The sequence below is a fragment of the Novosphingobium oxfordense genome (genome assembly GCF_044029435.1).
Classification (GTDB): Bacteria; Pseudomonadota; Alphaproteobacteria; order Sphingomonadales; family Sphingomonadaceae; genus Novosphingobium.
Map to the genome: position 1 here is coordinate 1,915,500 of NZ_CP147005.1, position 17,796 is coordinate 1,933,295.

At 62.7% G+C, this 17,796-nt stretch carries 16 protein-coding genes and 1 pseudogene; 12 read left to right on the forward strand and 5 right to left on the reverse strand.

Going from position 1 to position 17,796, the window contains the following annotated elements:
• Positions 1-12 precede the first annotated feature (12 nt).
• The 3 genes and pseudogenes from WBP07_RS08885 to WBP07_RS08895 form a co-directional block, all read right to left on the reverse strand.
• Positions 13-1,770: a ShlB/FhaC/HecB family hemolysin secretion/activation protein gene (locus WBP07_RS08885; RefSeq protein ID WP_395395600.1), complete on the reverse strand. Its 1,758-nt coding sequence runs from the start codon at positions 1,768-1,770 to the stop codon at positions 13-15.
• A 413-nt stretch (positions 1,771-2,183) separates the two neighbouring features.
• Positions 2,184-2,327: pseudogene (locus WBP07_RS08890) on the reverse strand (IS110 family transposase); the annotation flags it as partial.
• Between the two features lie 196 nt (positions 2,328-2,523).
• Positions 2,524-3,147, reverse strand: coding sequence for a hypothetical protein (locus tag WBP07_RS08895; protein WP_395395602.1), 624 nt, complete (start codon positions 3,145-3,147; stop codon positions 2,524-2,526).
• A 592-nt stretch (positions 3,148-3,739) separates the two neighbouring features.
• Here WBP07_RS08895 and WBP07_RS08900 point away from each other — a divergent pair.
• The 7 genes from WBP07_RS08900 (at position 3,740) to tnpC (WBP07_RS08930) (ending at position 8,863) form a co-directional block, all read left to right on the forward strand.
• Complete coding sequence (locus tag WBP07_RS08900) at positions 3,740-3,991, forward strand: heme-binding protein (protein ID WP_395395604.1); 252 nt, start codon at positions 3,740-3,742, stop codon at positions 3,989-3,991.
• Positions 3,992-4,104: 113 nt separating this feature from the next.
• Positions 4,105-4,503, forward strand: coding sequence for a transposase (locus WBP07_RS08905; RefSeq protein WP_395392696.1), 399 nt, complete (start codon positions 4,105-4,107; stop codon positions 4,501-4,503).
• Between the two features lie 29 nt (positions 4,504-4,532).
• Entirely contained in the window at positions 4,533-4,859 is a 327-nt protein-coding gene (gene tnpB, locus WBP07_RS08910; RefSeq protein ID WP_395392694.1) for an IS66 family insertion sequence element accessory protein TnpB, read from the forward strand.
• A 31-nt stretch (positions 4,860-4,890) separates the two neighbouring features.
• Entirely contained in the window at positions 4,891-6,414 is a 1,524-nt protein-coding gene (tnpC, locus tag WBP07_RS08915; protein WP_395392692.1) for an IS66 family transposase, read from the forward strand.
• 26 nt (positions 6,415-6,440) lie between these two features.
• Positions 6,441-6,809 (forward strand): IS66-like element accessory protein TnpA, encoded by a 369-nt coding sequence (gene tnpA, locus WBP07_RS08920; protein ID WP_395392689.1) that lies wholly within the window; start codon positions 6,441-6,443, stop codon positions 6,807-6,809.
• Positions 6,806-7,147 (forward strand): IS66 family insertion sequence element accessory protein TnpB, encoded by a 342-nt coding sequence (gene tnpB / locus WBP07_RS08925; protein ID WP_036524680.1) that lies wholly within the window; start codon positions 6,806-6,808, stop codon positions 7,145-7,147. The genes tnpA (WBP07_RS08920) and tnpB (WBP07_RS08925) overlap by 4 nt, the downstream gene beginning before the upstream one ends.
• A gap of 72 nt (positions 7,148-7,219) precedes the next feature.
• Positions 7,220-8,863, forward strand: a complete 1,644-nt coding sequence (tnpC, locus tag WBP07_RS08930) for an IS66 family transposase (RefSeq protein WP_395392691.1) — start codon at positions 7,220-7,222, stop codon at positions 8,861-8,863.
• Here tnpC (WBP07_RS08930) and WBP07_RS08935 read toward each other — a convergent pair whose 3' ends face one another.
• Positions 8,864-9,103, reverse strand: coding sequence for a hypothetical protein (locus tag WBP07_RS08935; protein WP_395395606.1), 240 nt, complete (start codon positions 9,101-9,103; stop codon positions 8,864-8,866).
• Between the two features lie 191 nt (positions 9,104-9,294).
• Between WBP07_RS08935 and WBP07_RS08940 the strand changes: the two genes are divergently transcribed.
• Complete coding sequence (locus WBP07_RS08940; protein WP_395395608.1) at positions 9,295-11,484, forward strand: DUF4011 domain-containing protein; 2,190 nt, start codon at positions 9,295-9,297, stop codon at positions 11,482-11,484.
• The gene (locus tag WBP07_RS08945) at positions 11,474-14,011 is read left to right on the forward strand and encodes a DUF3320 domain-containing protein (protein WP_395395610.1); all 2,538 of its coding nucleotides are present in this window, start codon (positions 11,474-11,476) and stop codon (positions 14,009-14,011) included. The genes WBP07_RS08940 and WBP07_RS08945 overlap by 11 nt, the downstream gene beginning before the upstream one ends.
• Positions 14,012-14,527: 516 nt before the next feature.
• On the opposite strand, the gene WBP07_RS08950 is transcribed toward WBP07_RS08945, so the two are convergent.
• The gene (locus WBP07_RS08950) at positions 14,528-14,971 is read right to left on the reverse strand and encodes a GNAT family N-acetyltransferase (protein WP_395395611.1); all 444 of its coding nucleotides are present in this window, start codon (positions 14,969-14,971) and stop codon (positions 14,528-14,530) included.
• A gap of 203 nt (positions 14,972-15,174) precedes the next feature.
• Here WBP07_RS08950 and tnpA (WBP07_RS08955) point away from each other — a divergent pair, with 203 nt between their 5' ends.
• The 3 genes from tnpA (WBP07_RS08955) to tnpC (WBP07_RS08965) all read left to right on the forward strand — a co-directional run bounded on the left by tnpA (WBP07_RS08955) (position 15,175) and on the right by tnpC (WBP07_RS08965) (position 17,711).
• Entirely contained in the window at positions 15,175-15,633 is a 459-nt protein-coding gene (tnpA, locus tag WBP07_RS08955) for an IS66-like element accessory protein TnpA (protein WP_395395612.1), read from the forward strand.
• A complete protein-coding gene (gene tnpB / locus WBP07_RS08960) occupies positions 15,630-15,983 on the forward strand; it encodes an IS66 family insertion sequence element accessory protein TnpB (RefSeq protein WP_395395614.1) in 354 nt (117 codons plus the stop codon). Before tnpA (WBP07_RS08955) ends, tnpB (WBP07_RS08960) begins: the two co-directional genes overlap by 4 nt.
• A gap of 66 nt (positions 15,984-16,049) precedes the next feature.
• Positions 16,050-17,711, forward strand: coding sequence for an IS66 family transposase (tnpC, locus tag WBP07_RS08965; RefSeq protein WP_395395616.1), 1,662 nt, complete (start codon positions 16,050-16,052; stop codon positions 17,709-17,711).
• Positions 17,712-17,796: the final 85 nt, after the last annotated feature.

The window sequence follows — 17,796 nt, forward strand, 5'->3', positions numbered from 1 at the left end:
AGGTCGATCCGATCAAAAGGTCTTGGAAAGGTTGAGCCAGCCGCGCGCGTTGCGCCTACTGCCGTCCTGATTGTGGTGCCCGTCGGCCCCGCCGGGGTTGTCGGTGATCGGCGCCGCGACGATAGCGGAAACCGACAACCCATAAGGCAGGGCGTAGGAAACGCCCGCGCCCGCGCCGGCAAGGGTGTAGACGTTGTCGGCGCCGGGGTCGTTCCAGCCGGCCCAGGTTCGCGCGTGAAGCTGGATCACGCCGCCGTCGACGAAGCCATAGAGGTCGAGTCCCTTGAGCGCGCCTCCGACCGGCCAATGCAGTTCGACATTGGCGATCGCGCCGCGATCACCCATGGCCTCATTCACCGGGAAGGCGCGGATCGCATAAGGGCCACCAAGGGCAATCTGCTCGGAGGAATCGAGATTGTTCATCGCCCACTGGCCAGTCGCGCGAAGGCGCAGGAACATCGGCCCGGTGATCCGCTGGTCGCGGGTCAAGTCCGCCTCGAGCTTACCATATCCGCCATTGGCGCGCGTGGTTAGGCTGTCGAGCTCCTTGTCGCTGTCCAGCCCGCCAAGGTCGAGCGACCCCATGGTCATCGTCAGGCCCATGCGGGTGCGCCCACCCCCGACAAGATTGTCGATGCTGTCGCCGCGCAGCGACAGCGAAACGCGGTTCAGCTGCTTGCGGTGCGCGGCCTCGCCCAGCAGATCGTCGTGATAGTGCCCATGCTCGTAAGCGGCGCGGAACTGCAGGTTGCCTGCGCTGCTGCGGATGATCGGATAGGTGACCTCGACGCCCTGTGTATCGGCGTTGCCGCGGCCGTCGAGATCGGCAAAGTCGCCGCCAAGCGTGTAGCGCATGTAGCTTGCGTAAATGCCGGTCCGCCAGCCACCGCTGCCGATGGGCATGCTCCAGCCGAGCTGGCCATAACCCAGGTGCTTCGAACCGAGCCCGACCAGCGTGATCTGGTCACCCCTGCCGGTAACGTTGTTGACGGTGATCGACGCGATGCCGCGGTAGATGCCCGTGGAATCGACGCCGCCATTGTCGGCGGTGGCGGTGGCGGAGATGAGCGCCGTATCGGTAACCGTCAGCGCGAGGTCGCTGGTGCCGGAGGCACTTCCCGCCTTGAGTATGCCGTCGGCGCGAACCCCGGGGAGATCGTTGGCAATCAGCAGCCCTCGTTCGAGCGATTGCGCCGAATAGGGCGCTCCGCCGGTTAGGCGACTGCCGACGATCTGTTCAACGAACGAACCGTTGGCCCGGTTCGCCCGGTCGTTGAGCAGTATCTGCCCGAAACGCCCTTCGAGGACGCGAATGATGACCGTACCGGACGTGACGTCCTGCGGGGGCAGCACCGTGCGCGCAAAGAAGCCACGACGCCGGTACGCGTCGGCAACCGCCTGGGCGGCCGACTTGAGGTCCTGCATCGTCAGGTCACGTCCAGCATAAGCCTGCGTTGCGGCCGTGAGCTCGCCGGGCGGGAGCAGCGTGGCCCCTTCGATTTTGAAGCTGACGACGTGCACGGCTTCCCCAGGGACGCTGTCCGTTGAGCGGGAGGTCGCAATCGGCGATGCGACGGGCTGAGAGACACCACCCGGCAGGCCCTGCCTCAGCTCGCGCTGGATGCTGCCGGCGTCCGGAACGACCTGGGCCGCAGCTTCGGCGCTAACCAGCAGAATTCCAGCAGTGCAAAGTGCAACTGAAAGTGCGGCGCGGCTGCACAGCGCCTGACTGCCGCGTTGGAAGCGGTAGGTATTGGACGTTATGGTCACTATTTCCCCCTGAAGAATGCGCCCGTAAGCAGATGGGTTCATTCAAGAATGCCGCTGCCCTAAGCGGCTGCCCGGCGCATTGGCGTGATGTCGATCACGTTATTATAGAATTCAGACAGGCACCCCGGATCGTGACCCGAATGGCATCGCTCTATCGGAGGTGATGGTAGCCCCGCTCGAGGCTGGGCCCAGGATCCGTAATTGCAGAGCGAGGCGGTGTGATCCCTTGAGGGTTTCGGGGATCTGCCCCCACTTTCCAAGCGAAGTCTGGCTGTGCTGTACGGGTCTCATAGAGGCGAGCGTTGCATTGAATCGATGCGGGCTTGTTGACCCATCCGAGCACTTTCGCAGATCGTTCGTCCCTGCGTTCCTTCGCGGGGCACCGCCCTCAGATCGCTTTTATGCTTCGCCGTCTAACTCACTCGTACCGGGAAAAAAGTGCCGTCACGCAACATGGCGTGCATGATTACCGCGAGGTGGCGCGCAACCGCGAGGTGGGCCTTTTGAAGGCCTCGACGCTTGGCTATCTTCATGGCCCATGTTTTCAGGGCGGCGGGTGATGATTGAGTTCACTGCTTCGTGAAACAGTTCCCAAAACTAACCCCAAGGACAGCGCGGTCGTCTGCTCTAACCACGAGCAGACATCGAAATACCCATTGGACAGCGTCCGACGTTGGGTCGGAGGCGGTCGGTGGCTCTGGTGTACTCAATGAAGCTGCAACAGGAGCTGGAGCCGGTCTTGCGGTTCCGGCGTCACGCAGCGTTTGATGGGCCATTCGTCCCTTGCAGATAGTGGAGGGCATTGTCGAGCCACTCGGATGGCAACGGTTCCTTCGCTGCTGTGAACTGGGCGAACACATCATCTAGGTAAGCAAGCGTCACCTCACCGGTGAAAGCGCCTGCCGCACGATTGCCTTCGATCGTGGCAGCCAAAAGCGAGACCTTCTTCGCGATGTCTGGTGAAGGTAGATTCCCTTGATCATCCACCACTGCGGTCGCCCCATTCATGACAACAAGGTTATACCCTGTCACCGCCTTAATCGTGTCCAAATCTGCCTGGGAGTAATAGTTGGGCTGGCGAGCCTGCGGAAGTTCTTCCGGACTGTTGGCTGCAAGCGTCATGGAGTGAGCGAGCCATTGTCGGGGTGTGAGTGACTTCGCGCTGTTATCGCTCGAAGGCATTTCAGTAATTAAGTTGAGAAGATTTCCTGCGGTTGTGGGCGCGAGAAGGCTGCCGAAACCGCTGGATTTTGCTCCCTCGACCGGACCGGATGTCACGGCAGCCGACTTGCTGGTAATTCCGTCCGAAACGGCGACGACAGACGTTGCCGACACCAATGCGCTAACCGCCGTTCGAGTAGAGGAATTCACTAACATGGTTTGGATCCAAAATGCGCCGAGGGCCTCACCAACGCAAATTCGGTAAGACGCTGATCGCGGACAATCAGATCATGCCATTATAGAATGGTTGAGGAGGATATGGTTCGCTTTGACCAGCTTATCCTTCTTGCCTTGGTGGCGCTATACTTCGCGAGATGCACATTTCTGCTTGCATCCCCTCAACCGGCCGGTTTCGATCGAATCCGACATTCAAGCAGACAGAACGGAATGGCGACAATTAGGTCGGAACCGGCCATCCAGCCGCCAATCGGAAAGCGACTTTACTGCTGCGAACCTACTGCCAGCCTCCCGTCATGCGTAGCACTAGATTTCCGCTGACAGGACTGTCGCAAAACACCAGTTCAGAGGTCGGCTAAAGCTTCCCTTTGTCCTCCAAGCCACGCTCGAATTGAGAAGTGACACCGCGCAGTTGATTGAGGCACGGCGATAAACAACACACGTATGCTGGAAGCCGCTCATCGATGTTGCGGCACTCCGTCCAGGCGATCACAACTGCAACACTGATCTCTTCGCATCTCGTCGGTTGAGCTCGCGGCGACTTCGTGCTCGGACATTCAAAAAGAAAGTGATGATTGAACTAGCACAAGCCCGCCAAGTGATCGCCGGAGCCCGCGCAAAGGGGCGCGAAATGGGGCTCAACCCGCTCACTGTCGTTGTGCTGGATCCCGGCGGGCACTTGGTAGCGATAGAACGAGAAGACAAATCCGGATTCGGCCGCCCGAAAGTCGCCCTCGGAAAGGCTGCTGGCGCGCTTGCCATCGGCATATCGTACCCATCCGGTGGCTCGCGCCTTGTCGATGAGGTAAGGGACCGGTCTTAAGTGCGCTCTTAAGAGTGCGCTTAGGAGCGTAAGCGGTGTCCCGGCTCCACCTTGCCTGTTGCGGGCGCTGTAGTTGAACTGGGGGGATGGACGAGCCCCGCCTTACGACCGCATTGGACACCGACATTGGAGTGCCTCTGAAGCCTGTCCGGCGGATTGAGGTTCTCGCGGGCATGGCAGGTCGCCGCCGCGTCTGGACGCTGGAACAGAAGCTCGCGTTGGTCTCGGAGATGAAGCGCTGCGATAACGTCGCGGCCTTTGCTCGAGAGCGGGAGGTCAGCACGGCGCTACTGTACACATGGCGCAGGGAGCTGCGTTACGCCATGGAGGCCGCCAAGCTTCCTCCACGCGACGAGCCCATGTTTGTGCCGGTCGTGGGTGGGACGTCGCAGCCGAGCTCGCACGATGGCATTGAGGTCGAAGTTGGTGGAGCTGTGATCCGGGTCGGACGGGCAGCCCGGACCGACCTGGTCGTGGCCATCATTCAAGCTCTGCAAGAGACTGCCGCGTGATGCTCGGGATCGGCCCGGGCACCAGGGTGATGGTAGCAACGCGTCCGGTGGATTTCCGTAAAGGCCCGGACGCGCTGGCTGCGCTGGTCGGCGCCGAGTATGGAGGTGACCCGTATTCGGGCGTAATCTACGTGTTCCGGGCCAAGCGCAGTGACCGGATCAAGCTGGTATGGTGGGACGGCACGGGACTGTGCCTGATGGCCAAGAGGCTGGAGTCCGGCGGGTTCAAGTGGCCAGCGATCCAGGATGGCGTGATGCGCCTGACTGCAGCCCAACTGGGTGCCTTGCTTGAGGGTCTGGACTGGCGCCGGGTGCACGGTGGACGCCGCCCGATTGCACCGCAGATTGCCGGTTGACGCGGGGTTCTGCTCCTGATTCACTGCCTCCATGCTCATGGAAGCGGACCTTCCCAGTGACGTCGAAGCGCTCCGCGCGCTCGTCCTTGAACAAGCCCGCGAGCTTGATGCGCTCAAGCTTTTCCAAGCCGAGGTCGAGCGCCTGAAGGCGATCATCGAGGCCCTGCAGCGGCACCGGTTCGGCCGCCGTTCCGAGCAACTCGATCCCGATCAGTTCGAGCTTGCCCTTGAGGAGGTTGAGACAGCTCTGGCCGAGGCCGAGCATGCCATAGACAAGGCAAATAGGGCTTCCGCAGATCGGCCGCGCAAGGCCAACCGGGGCTCGCTACCTGCCCACCTGGAGCGGATCGAACAGGTCGTCGACATCGAGGATAAGGCGTGCCCGTGCTGCCGTGGCGCGCTCCATCAGATCGGTGAGGACGTAGCCGAGCGTCTCGACGTCGTGCCGACCACCTTCCGCGTACTGGTCACCCGCCGGCCGCGCTACGGCTGCCGCTCATGCGAGAGTGCGGTCGTCCAGGCGCCGGCGCCGGGGCGCATCGTCGAGGGTGGCATCCCCACCGAAGCGCTGATCGCGCAGGTGCTGGTCGCCAAGTACGCCGATCACCTGCCGCTTTACCGTCAGGCGCAGATCTACGCCCGTCAGGGCATCCAGCTCGACCGCTCGACCTTGGCGGACTGGGTGGGCCGGGCGGCTTGGTATTTGCGCCCCTTGCGCGATCATATCCTGGAGCGATTACGACGATCCGAGCGGCTGTTTGCTGACGAAACGACCGCACCGGTGCTTGATCCCGGGCGAGGCCGGACCAAGACCGGCCAGCTCTGGGCCTATGCCCGCGACGATCGACCATGGGGCGGTGATACTCCGCCCATGGTCGCCTACGTCTATGCAGCCGACCGCAAGGGTGAGCGGGCGGAGGCGCATCTAGGCAACTTCGCCGGCATCCTGCAGGTCGATGGCTTTGGCGGCTATGCCGCCCTCGCCAAGCGCCGGCAGCAGGTGAGTCTGGCTTTCTGCTGGGCACACGTGAGGCGTAAATTCTACGAGTTGGCCGACAACTCACCGGTCGCGACCGAGGCGCTGCGCCGGATCGCCATGCTCTACGCGATCGAGGACGAGGTTCGCAGCACCCCGGCAGAGCACCGCCGCGCAGTGCGCGCCGAACAGGCCCGGATCATCGTGGATGATCTGCACATCTATCTCGAGGCACGACTTCGGCAGATCAGCGCCAAAAGCAAGCTCGCCGACGCCATCCGCTACGCACTCACCCGCTGGCCCGGGCTGTCACTGTTCCTCGACGACGGCCGCGTCGAGATGGATTCCAACACCGTCGAGCGATCGATCCGTCCGCTGGCCCTCAATCGCAAGAACGCGCTCTTCGCAGGCTCTGACGAGGGCGGCGACAACTGGGCGGTCATCGCCACGCTGATCGAAAACTGCAAGATCTCCGGCATCAACCCGCATACTTGGCTGGCCGAGACGCTCACGAAGCTCGCTGAAGGTCATCCTGCAAACGCCGTGAGCGAACTCATGCCATGGACCGCCGTGGGCTGAGAACATCGCTTACTTAGGAGCGGTCGATGGGTCAGATGACAGTGTTTTCCGGGCCTGAGCGGCGTCGCCGTTGGAGCGACGAGGAACGGCTGAAGATCCTGAGCGAGGCCTTCGCGCCCGGGGCCTGCGTCGCCGAGGTCGCACGGCGACGTGATGTGCCGACCGCGCTGGTCTACACGTGGCGGCGTAAGCTGCGCGATGCTCACTCCGAGCCCGAACCGGACGATTTGGCGGCTCCCGGTTTCGCCGCGGCCGTGATGATCGAAGATATCGACGTCGCTCCTTCCGGCCTGCAGCCCGCGATCGTCATCGACCTGGCGCGCGGCAAGCGGATCAGCATTTTTGCCTCGGCTTCGCCGGCGCTGGTGGCCTCGGCGTTGAAGGCATTGCGATGATCCCCTCAGGCGCCCGTGTGTGGATCGCGATGGGGCACACGGATATGCGCAAGGGGATGCAGGGACTCGCTTTGCTGGTCCAACAGGGCCTCAAGCGCGATCCCCATGGCGGCGATCTGTTCGTGTTCCGCGGGCGGGCCGGATCTCTGGTGAAGCTGATCTGGCACGACGGGATCGGTATGTCGCTCTACGCCAAGCGGCTCGAGAAGGGACGCTTTGTCTGGCCATCGGCGAAGGACGGGATGGTGTCGCTGACAGCTTCGCAACTCGCCTGCCTGCTCGACGGGATCGACTGGCGGAACCCGCAGTATTCCTGGCGTCCGCAGAGCGCTGGATAGGGGCGTCGTTTTCTTCTCCAGCGGAGCATTTTGCGCTTCATTTGGCCGGGTTTCTGTGATTCCATCGCGGTCATGGAAGCCGTCGTTTCGCCCCTTCCTGACGATATTGAAGCGCTCAAGGCGCTGCTGGCGAGTGCGACCCAGCGGGCCGATGAGGCCGAAGCCAAGCTCGCCAATGCCCATGCCCGGGAGAGCGCCACCGAGGCGGTGATCGCGCACCTCAAGCTGCAGATCGCCAAGCTCAGACGCGAGCAGTACGGTGCCAGCGCCGAGCGCACCCGCCGCCTGCTCGACCAGATGGAACTGCAGCTCGAAGATCTCGAAGCCGACGCCGCCGAGGACGATCTTGCTGCCGAGGTTGCGGCCGAGAAGACCGCTACCGTCACCGCCTTCGAACGCAAGCGGCCGGCCAGGAAGCCGTTTCCCGAACACCTGCCGCGCGAGCGGGTCATCGTGCCGGCGCCGTGCTCTTGCCCGGCCTGTGGCGGCAGCAGGCTGTCCAAGCTGGGCGAGGACGTCACCGAGACGCTCGAGGTAATCCCGCGCGCCTGGAAGGTCGTCCAGACCGTGCGCGAGAAGTTCTCCTGCCGGGACTGCGAGACGATCACACAGCCGCCGGCGCCCTTCCACGTCGTGCCGCGTGGCTGGGCTGGCCACAGCTTCCTCGCCATGCTGCTGTTCGAGAAGTACGTCCAGCACCAGCCCCTCAACCGCCAGGCCGAGCGCTTCGCCCGCGAAGGCGTGCCGCTGAGCACCTCGACGCTTGCCGACCAGGTCGGTGCCGCCGCCTTTGCGCTGATGCCGCTCTATCGCCTCATCGAGGCGCACGTCCTCGCCGCCGAGCGATTGCATGGCGACGATACGACCGTGCCCGTCATGGCCAAGGTGAAGACCGATACGGCCAGATTCTGGGTCTACGTGCGCGATGACCGACCGTTCGCCGGCGCCGATCCGCCCGCAGCGCTGTTCCACTACTCGCGCGATCGGCGCGGAGATCATCCAAGAGCGCATCTATCGTCGTGGTCAGGGATCCTGCAGGCCGATGCCTATGGTGGTTACGGCGAGCTCTATGCTCCCGGACGCATGCCTGCGCCCGTGCTGGAGGCCGGCTGCTTTGCCCACGCGCGGCGCAAGTTCTTCGAACTGGCCGACGTTGCCAGTGCGGCCCGCAAGAAGAGCCGCGGCAAGCATGCCGGCATGATCTACCCGATCGCGATCGAGGCCGTGCAGCGGATCGATGCTCTGTTCGATATCGAGCGCGGCATCAATGGCAAGGATGCCGACGAGCGCCTCGCCGTGCGCCGCGAGCTGAGCGCAGCTCTGATGGCTGAGCTGCATGCCTGGCTGACTACCCAACTCACCAAGCTCTCGCGCAACCATGACCTCGCCAAGGCCATCAACTACATGCTCCGGCGCTGGAATGCCTTCACTCGCTTCCTTGAGGACGGCCAGGTCTGCCTGACCAACAATGCCGCCGAACGTGCCCTGCGCTGCGTGCCGCTCGGACGGAAGGCCTGGCTGTTCTGCGGATCCGATCGCGGCGGCCAGCGCGCAGCAATCCTCTACACCCTGACCCAGACCGCCCGGCTGAACGATGTCGATCCGCAGGCCTGGCTCGCCGATGTGCTCGCTCGCATTGCCGAGCATCCGGCCCGCCGACTCGACGAGTTGCTGCCCTGGAAGTGGCAGCCCAACCAGCGATCCATTATCATCTAGTCAGTGCTGTGCGGCGGCCTTCATCGGATGGTTACGGTTAGTGGCATCATCGACCTTGAAGTAGGGAGCAATATCCCGTTCGTCCGGCATGGGGCCGCGCCCATGACGGGTGAGATAACAGCGCGTCACGTAGATCGGTTCGAGCGCCTCGATGCCCGCCTTCCCGGCGATGGCAGCCATATTGGCGATCCCGGTGTTGGAGCGGGTCAGGTAGTGCCCCTTGCGATGCCCGCAACTCATGTCGCGAGCACGCTACCGCTATCAAGAGCGTCGATCAGAGGCGCGTTAGCCAAATGTTCATCGCAAACGCAGCGAAACGGATTGAGTCATTGACGAGTTTCGCCCAAGGTGCCGAGCCTTTAAGGATAATCTCAAATTAACAATCCCGGGCCAATATTTGGCTCTCTCAGCTTTCCCTAACCTGGTAACCGATGACCGATCTGACCGCTGATCTTCAAGCCAACGCCAACTCTATCCGCAGCCGTTCGATCCAGCGCCTCTTCGATGACACGCGCAAGCGCCTGGTCGAGACAGGTACACGCAATCGTCTGGTTCACGTCAATCGCTCGAACTCGCGCGGCAATGTCCTGAACATTGTCAATGAGCGATCTGACGATGTGCATGAGATCCTGTCGGGCGGCCGCGCCATGCGTTTCCGCGCTCTCGGTCACGATAAGCTTTCAGAGGGGGAGATTGATCTCGGAGACGAGGCGGGCGAAAGCATCGGCGAGGGGCGCTACACCGACAATCAGCTGGAAACGCGGCTCGGTCCCGATGGGCTCGCCAAAAAGCTTCTCAAGATCGCGCGCGAAGCCAAGACCGCTGAAGAGGAGCAGGGGATCAACATCCTCTATCTCGCGCTCGGATTTGCGACCTGGTTCGAAGATAAAGACTCCGGAGTCACACGCGAAGCTCCCCTCGTGCTTTTGCCGGTCGAACTCGTCCGCGATCAGCGTCGATCGACCTACGACCTCAGGCTCCGGCCCGAGGACATGATGACCAACCTTCCGCTCCAGCAACGCTGGCTCGATGATTTCGGCATCCGCCTGCCGGAACTCGAAGCTGACGAGGGTGGCTGGCAGCCAAGCGATTACCACGCCCAGGTCGAGACAATTATTGCTGAGCGAACGGGTTGGAAAGTGGACCGCGACGCGATCCAACTCGGCTTCTTCTCGTTTTCCAAACTACTCATGTATCGTGATCTGGCACTTGAGGCTTGGCCCGAAAATGCGCTTGAATCGCATGAACTGACCCAAGGGCTGCTGCACGAAGGTTTCGCGCAAGAAACCCCGTTGTTCGGGCCCGAGGATCGGCTTGACGCCGTGCTTCCGCCCGACAAACTGTTCCACGTCGTCGATGCCGATGCCAGCCAAGCCAAAGTCATCGAGGAGGTGCGGGTTGGCCGAAACCTTGTCGTCCAGGGCCCGCCCGGTACCGGCAAAAGCCAGACCATCACCAACATCATCGCGGCCGCAGCCAAAGAGGGCAAAACTGTCCTGTTTGTCGCTGAAAAGATGGCGGCGCTATCGGTGGTGCATGACCGATTGGTGAAGGTCGGTCTGCGTGACCTCATCCTTGAACTCCATTCCAAAACCGCCAACAAGCGGGCCGTACACGCCGAACTCGGCCGCACGCTAGCCGCCGGCCAGGCAGTGCCCGCCATTCCTTCTGCACCCGAAGCCCTGCGCGGCGCACGTGACCGCCTGAATGACCTGGCTGACGCTCTTCATGCTCTCATCGGTAGCAGCGGCGAAACACCGTTCAGTGTGCTTGGTCGACAGGCTCGCTACCTGGGAATGGGCGCGGCGATGCCGACGCTCGATGCCGGTGCCGTTGTGGCCATGTCTCGCGAAGACGAAACGGCTGTATGCGAACTCATCGCTCGGTACGGCGCGCTGCTGGCGACTGCAGGACCGCAGGCGCTCCATCCCTTCGACGGGGTCGGCGCAATCGACCTGCAACCGGTCGCAGTAAGCCGCCTCGCCCAGGACCTTGCGGCTGCGGCGGATACAGCGAACGCCCTGCGTGCCGTGCTTGATGAGCCGATGTCTGCAGCCGGCCTCGAAACACCGCGCAGTCTTGGCGCCGTGAAACCCGTATGCGATCTTCTGGCACGGCTCGAGGGCTTCGAGGCGGCAGATGCAGTGCTCGCTTCTCGCGTCCTGACGATCACCGATCACAGCCGGTTGCGCGAAGGCGTCGGCTTGGGCGAAACGTGGCGCCGGGCTCACGATGACGCTGCTTCCGTGTTCGTCGATTCCGCGTTCGACGCCGAGATCTCGGCTCTTCGCGGCCCGCTCGCGGCGGGCGCCGCGTCATTCTTTGCGCGCTGGGGCGGAGCCTATCGCGGCGCATCGCGGGCGCTGGCCGGAATCGTGCGCGGCCCCCTGCCCTCCAATGCTGTTGAACGCCTCGCGCTTGTCGACCAATTGGCAGAAGTCCAAACGCTGCGCCGGCAATGGGCCCAAGACGAAGCGTGGCTCACCTCCGCGCTCGGGGAAGACTGGCGGGGCGAGAGAACCGACTTTGCCCATGCCGCACGGGTCGTCGAATGGTGTTCGCGCGTCGCCAACGGCGCTATCACCCCCGACTCCCGATCGGATCGTGGCGATGGCCGCTGATGTGCCGTCGCGCGCCCGGTACCTTGCGAACCTCAATGCTCAATCCACCGGCGCCGGCGATCGTACAGCAACGATCGTGCGCAGTTTGAAAATCGACGAGCGCCGATTTGGAGTGTCCCACCCCGACGCCGACCTGTCGGTTGTGGGCGGCGTGTTCGACACCATGGCCAATGCAACGGCGCGGTACGGCGAGTGGGCGGCGCTTTGCCAAGCTCGCCAAGCACTCGACGAACGCGGCATGGCCAGCCTCGCGGAGCGCATGGCGACAGGCGAACTCGACGCCAGCATGGCAACGATCGAGTTGAAATTCGCCCGCGCCGAACAGCTTTGGAATGCCGCCTTGGCGACCAATCCATCGTTGAAAGAGGTGGCGACCCTCGACCGTCATGCGTTGGTCGAAGACTTTATTCAACTGGAACGCGCGCGCCTCAAGGACAGCGTCGTTTCCATCCTTGCGGATCATCTCGCCCAGCTCCCACAGGGGGCTCAGGGCGAGATGAAGGTGTTGCGCGGTGAGATCGGCAAAAAGCAGCAGCATATGGCGCTGCGCAAGCTCTTCCGCACCGCCCCGGCCGCGATCCAGCGGATCAAGCCGGTGCTGCTGATGAGCCCGATTTCAGTGGCACAATTCCTAACTCCGGGCGTGGTGTCGTTTGACCTACTGGTAATCGACGAAGCGAGCCAGGTGCGTCCCGAAGATGCGCTCGGCGCCATCGCCCGCGCGCGCCAGATCGTGGTGGTTGGGGACAAGAAACAGCTTCCGCCATCTTCGTTCTTCGACCGCCTTTTAGCCGATGGCGACGGCGATGCTGACGATTTGGATGATGAAGGTGAAGCCGAGCCGACCGAAGACCTTCTCGGCGGCGCAGCGGCACTGGGCTCGTCGGAGAGCATCCTGACCCTGTGCGAGGCGCGCGGGCTGCCAGGACGTATGTTGCAATGGCACTACCGCTCGCGTGACCCCTCTTTGATGCGCGTGTCGAACGCTGAATTCTATGATGGTGGCCTCGTCTTGCCTCCCTCCCCTCTTGAGCGGGATCCCGCTTACGGCTTAATCTTTACCCAGGTTGCCGGCGCCTATGATCGCGGTGGGCGCCGCGACAACCGCCTCGAAGGCCAGGCCCTGGTCGCGCGGGTGGCGGAACATGCGCACAAGACGCCCGATCTATCGCTCGGCATTGTCACGTTCAGCCATGCGCAGAAGAACACTATCACCGAACTCCTGGAACAGGCCCGCCGGGATGATAGCGCGCTCAATTCCTTCCTTCGCGAAGGTCGCTCCGAAGATCTGTTCGTCAAAAATATCGAGAACGTCCAAGGCGACGAACGCGACGTAATTCTCGTCACCGTCGGTTATGGGCCGACCGTGCCCGGCGGTGTCATGTCCGGCGCGAGCTTCGGCCCGATTAACGGAGAAGGCGGCGAACGCCGCTTGAACGTCCTGTTTACGCGGGCACGCCTGCGGTGCGAGGTGTTCGCTTCTTTCGATCCTAGCCAACTCGACGTCAGTCGTGCCAGCCAGCCCGGGCCGCGCATTCTCAAGCGCTTTCTTGAGTACGCGAAATCGGGTGCCATCGAACAGCCCTCGCTAACCGGCGAACTGCCGGACACGCCCTTCGAAGAGGATGTCGCGGATGTGATCCGCAGCTTGGGATACCTGGCCGATCCGCAAGTGGGTTCGGCGGGTTTCCGCATCGATATCGGCGTACGTCACCCCGATCGACCGGGCAGCTATCTGCTAGCAGTCGAATGCGACGGCGCCACTTACCATTCGGCGCTTTGGGCACGCGAACGCGATCGCCTTCGTCAGGATGTGCTGGAACATCTGGGATGGAGATTCCACCGCATCTGGAGCACCGACTGGTTTTATGATCGGAGCCGTCAGGTCGAACGCCTTCGCGCAGCGCTTGAGGCAGCCAAAGAGCAAGATCTCGGACCGCTTGTCACGTCGGGCGCGAACGTCCCGATCGCGCAAGTCTCGCAGACAGAGAAACCCGAGCGCATTGAATTGCCTGCCGTCGTCGACCGGGTGATGCCACCCTACGTACGTGCGCGACCTTGGGCCGCTAGCAGCATCGAACCGCATGAAGCGCCGCCATCACTGCTGGTGCCCATGATACTCGACGTGATCGCCATTGAAGGCCCGGTCCATGTCGACGAGATCTCACGCCGCGTCGCTGCTGCCTTTGGGAAGAAGAGTTCGGGGCGGCGCATCGTCGCCGCGACGCGCCAGGCTTTGGTGGCCGCGAAACGCCAAAGTGCAGGGATCGATAACGATCGTGAGGATTTCTGGTTCACCGCAGCGCAGGCAGCAGAGCCGCCCGTGCGCGATCGTTCTACCGAGAGTGGGGCCACATTCAAAGCTGATGCCATATCTGTGATGGAAGTGCGGGCGGCCATCCGGATTGCTCGGGAAGACAACCCCGGCGGCGAGGATGCTGAACTCATTCGCGCGGCGGCGCGGTTGCTGGGTTTCAGCCGTGTTGGCCCCGACCTCCATGCCCGTGTCAGCCAAGGTCTGGATTGAAGGGCCTTCGGCATGGTGGAATAACATCGGGGCGCTCAGTCTGACCTGGGCGGCCGTAGGCGCAACCGGTGCACCGTTTTGTACGGCTTTCTCTGCCGACGAACTCTACGAGAAAATCATGACTACATAGGGAAGACCAAGAGATTGATCGAAGCCCAGCACATCGGAGCCATGGTCGTGTTCATCGCCACGGCCAGCACGTTCAGCGACCTTCGTGTTCCAGTTGCTATCTGTTGAAATCTGAATGAACAGTGTCGGCCAGCCAGAGGCAGTAGGTCGGCTACACGCCTATGTCAGTAGTTCCGATGACGGGAGGTCATGCCCTAGACCTGCGGTTCCCAACGCCTCAGGTTGGTGCAACGCAAGGGCCGGCTCTGGGACGAAGCTGTAGTTTCTAGTTGCGGCGGTCAACGACGGCTATTGGCGGGAGCCGACAGAGCGGTTTTCGATGCCCGGTCCTGAACGGACGAGTCTGGTCAGAACCGATCGGTCAACTACTTGTCGCTAGAGGCTCATTTAAAACCCCACATGGGTTGGCTGGAATCCGACCCTTCGCCAGAATCGGTGAGCGTGCATTCGCGCATTATCGGACGTCAGTTGCACGGACACACATCCTTTCGCGCGGCATTGGGCGACTGCCCAGCGGACGAAGGCTTCCCCATAACCTTTCCCACGCAAGTGCTTGGCAATGCGGACAGCTTCTATCTGCCCCCGCCAGCTTCCCTGGCGGGAGATGGCGGGGATCAGCAAGAATTGCATCGTACCAACGACGAGCCCGTCGTCGATAGCGACGAGTAGCCGTTGATACGGCGTTGCCGAGATCGCCCGGAATGCATCCATGTACGATTGCACGAGCGGCAAGGTTGGATTTTCTCTCGAAATGCCGAGGTCGTCATCGGCAAGCAGGACGACGATAGCAGGCAAGTCAGCTTCAGTCGCGTCGCGGTAGATCGAGTTCATAAGACCTGAGCGTATGGGATTTCAATCATACCGACAACCGTCGCAGCGCTTCACTGCCATCCGCCGCGGACTTGCCAACGTACCGCCTAAATCGCGAGCGGAGTATCCGTAAGCGTACGGCCTCCGACGTGTTGCGGCATTTCGGCTTGGCGCTGATGGACCTCCGCTAAGGAGTCTCTTTCTGGACTCCAGAAGGAGGCCAAGTGAAGGATCGGGTGGAGATCATCGCGCGCACCGAGCGGCGCAGAAAGTTTTCGGATGCCGAGAAGGCGGCGATCCTCGCCGAGGCGGATGCAGATGGCGTATCGGTCCGTCAGGTCGCTGAGCGTCATCAGATTGCCGAGAGCCTGATCTACAACTGGCGGTCGGCGCGCCGTCAGGCAGCGGCCATCGCCAGTGAGGCGCTCGAGTTCATCTCCTACGGCGCGATCATAACGGCGGAGCCTGTAGCTGCGCCGGCGGTGCCGGAGCCCCAGAAGGCGCCGCGAGGTGTTTCGTCGCCGATGCCGTCAGTGCCGGAAGAACTGATCCGTCCGCATCCCGGTGCCCGCCCCGGCGCAATAGACATAGACCTGCCCAGCGGCGTTCGCCTGTCGGTGGACAGCTACGTGAACGAGAAGGCGCTGGCCCGCGTGCTGCGTGCATTCCGGGATATCTCGTGATCTCGCTAGCGCCAGGAACGAAGGTCTATCTGGCGAGCAAACCGGTCAGCATGCGGCTTGGGTTCGACGGGCTTGCCGCGCTGGTGCGTCCCTTGTTCGCGGTCGAGCCCTACGGCGGGCATGTCTTCTTGTTTCGCAGCAAGAGCGGCAACTACCTGAAGGCGTTGCATTGGGATGGCACCGGACTTTGTCTGTTCGCCAAGCGCCTGGAACGCAGCCGTTTCGTCTGGCCGCCGCTCATTGAGGGCGGTGTCGTGCTGACCCCGGCGCAGTTCGCGTTGCTGATCGAAGCGATGGATTGGCGGCGTACCGTCGCCCCCGATCCGCCCCGCCTGCTGATGCAGATTTGACGCGATAATCGCCGCATTTTCGGGCTTTCTGCTTGGGTAGAAGGGCGGATTCTGCTACCGGGAAGCGTGTCTTCCGACGATCTCGAACTCCCTACCGACCCCGCAGAACTGCGCGCTTTTGCCGAGGCGATGCGTGCACGTCTGGCGGTTTCGGAGCGGGCGCTGGAAGCTGAACGGGCGGCCCATGACGAGACCCGCGAGAAGCTTCAGGCTGCCCAGAACTCGATTAAGCTGACCGCGCTGCAGATCGAGAAGTTCAAGGTCCAACTGGCCCGCCTGCGGCGCATGAAGTTCGGTCAGTCTTCGGAGCGCCTTGCCCTTCAGGCCGATCAGCTCGAACTGACACTGGAGGATCTCGAGGCCGAGCATGCCCATGCCGAGTGTGTGATCGAAGGCCATGTGCCCGATGATGCCCCGGCCAAGGTTACCCCTCGCAAGCCTCGCCGTGCTCCGCTGCCCGACCATCTCCCTCGCGACGAGGTTATGCACGCAGCGCCGGATGCCGACGGCTGTTCCGCCTGTGGGGGCGCGATGGGCAAGCTCGGGGAGGATGTGACCGGAGTGCTGGAATATGTCCCCGGCCGCTTTCGCGTCGTCCGTCACGTCCGGCCCAAGCTTTCCTGCAACCGCTGCGATGCGATCAGCCAGGCACCCGCCCCGGCGCTGCCCGTGCCGCGCGGCCGTGCGGGGCCCGGCCTGCTGGCCCACGTCATCGTCTCCAAGTTCGCCGATCACTTGCCCCTGTATCGCCAGTCGCAGATCTACGCGCGCGAGGGCGTGGAGATCAGCCGCTCGACGATGGCCGACTGGATGGGCCAGGCAAGCTGGCTGCTGCAACCGCTGGTCGATCGGATCGCCGATCACGTCATCGCCAGCGTGAAGCTCCACGCCGACGATACGCCCGTTCCCGTCCTGGCGCCGGGGACCGGGAAGACGGCAACCGGGCGGCTATGGGTGTATCTGCGCGACAACCGACGATGGAGCCATATGGACAAGCCGGCAGCTCTGTTCCGCTACAGCCCCGATCGCAAGGGCGAGCGACCGCGCGAGCATCTCAAGACCTTTGCGGGCTTCCTGCAAGCCGATGCCTATGCTGGCTTCGAGCGCCTGTACGCAAGTGACCGCCAGCCTGCGCCGATCACGCCCGTTGCCTGCTGGGCCCATGCCCGGCGCAAGCTGAACGATGTCTACAAGGCGGCCCCGAACTCGGTCGCGCTCCGGGGGCTGCAGATGATCGGCGAGCTTTACGACGTCGAACGGCAGATCGTGTGCGAACCGGCGGATTTCCGTCGCAAGGCTCGCAAGCTCTCGAAACTCAAGGCGCTGGATTTCTTCGCCTGGGCCGACGATGTGCTGTCCAAGGCATCGGCCCGATCACCGCTGGCCGAGGCGCTGCGTTATGCGGTCAAGCTGAAGCCCCAACTGCTCGCCTACACCGACGACGGCAGGCTGGAGATCGACAATAATCCGGCGGAGAATGCCCTCCGGGGCATCTGCCTCGGCCGCAAAAATTGGCTTTTTGCAGGTGCTGACTGTGGTGGTGAACGTGCCGCGGCCATGTATTCGTTGCTGGAGACGGCCAAGCTTAACGGCGTCAACCCGCAGGAATGGCTAGCCGACGTACTTGATCGCATCGGCAAGGGGCATCCGATCAATCGGATCGACGAACTGCTACCTTGGAACTGGAAGATGGCGGATCAACGCTGCACTGATCCAGGGAGCAATTGAGTATCGCCTCTCTGGTTTAGCGTGATATTCATTCCACCATGCCAGAAAGGAAATACCGGTTCACGGCCCTACTGCTTGCCTACCC

Coding starts and splice junctions, on each gene's coding strand:
- tnpB (WP_036524680.1), top strand. CDS start 6,806: ATGATCCCCTCAGGCGCCCGTGTGTGGATCGCGATGGGGCACACGGAT.
- tnpB (WP_395392694.1), top strand. CDS start 4,533: ATGGTAGCAACGCGTCCGGTGGATTTCCGTAAAGGCCCGGACGCGCTG.
- tnpC (WP_395392692.1), top strand. CDS start 4,891: ATGCTCATGGAAGCGGACCTTCCCAGTGACGTCGAAGCGCTCCGCGCG.
- WBP07_RS08950 (WP_395395611.1), bottom strand. CDS start 14,971: ATGAACTCGATCTACCGCGACGCGACTGAAGCTGACTTGCCTGCTATC.
- WBP07_RS08900 (WP_395395604.1), top strand. CDS start 3,740: ATGATTGAACTAGCACAAGCCCGCCAAGTGATCGCCGGAGCCCGCGCA.
- tnpC (WP_395392691.1), top strand. CDS start 7,220: ATGGAAGCCGTCGTTTCGCCCCTTCCTGACGATATTGAAGCGCTCAAG.
- WBP07_RS08940 (WP_395395608.1), top strand. CDS start 9,295: ATGACCGATCTGACCGCTGATCTTCAAGCCAACGCCAACTCTATCCGC.
- WBP07_RS08935 (WP_395395606.1), bottom strand. CDS start 9,103: ATGAGTTGCGGGCATCGCAAGGGGCACTACCTGACCCGCTCCAACACC.
- tnpA (WP_395392689.1), top strand. CDS start 6,441: ATGGGTCAGATGACAGTGTTTTCCGGGCCTGAGCGGCGTCGCCGTTGG.
- WBP07_RS08895 (WP_395395602.1), bottom strand. CDS start 3,147: ATGTTAGTGAATTCCTCTACTCGAACGGCGGTTAGCGCATTGGTGTCG.
- WBP07_RS08945 (WP_395395610.1), top strand. CDS start 11,474: ATGGCCGCTGATGTGCCGTCGCGCGCCCGGTACCTTGCGAACCTCAAT.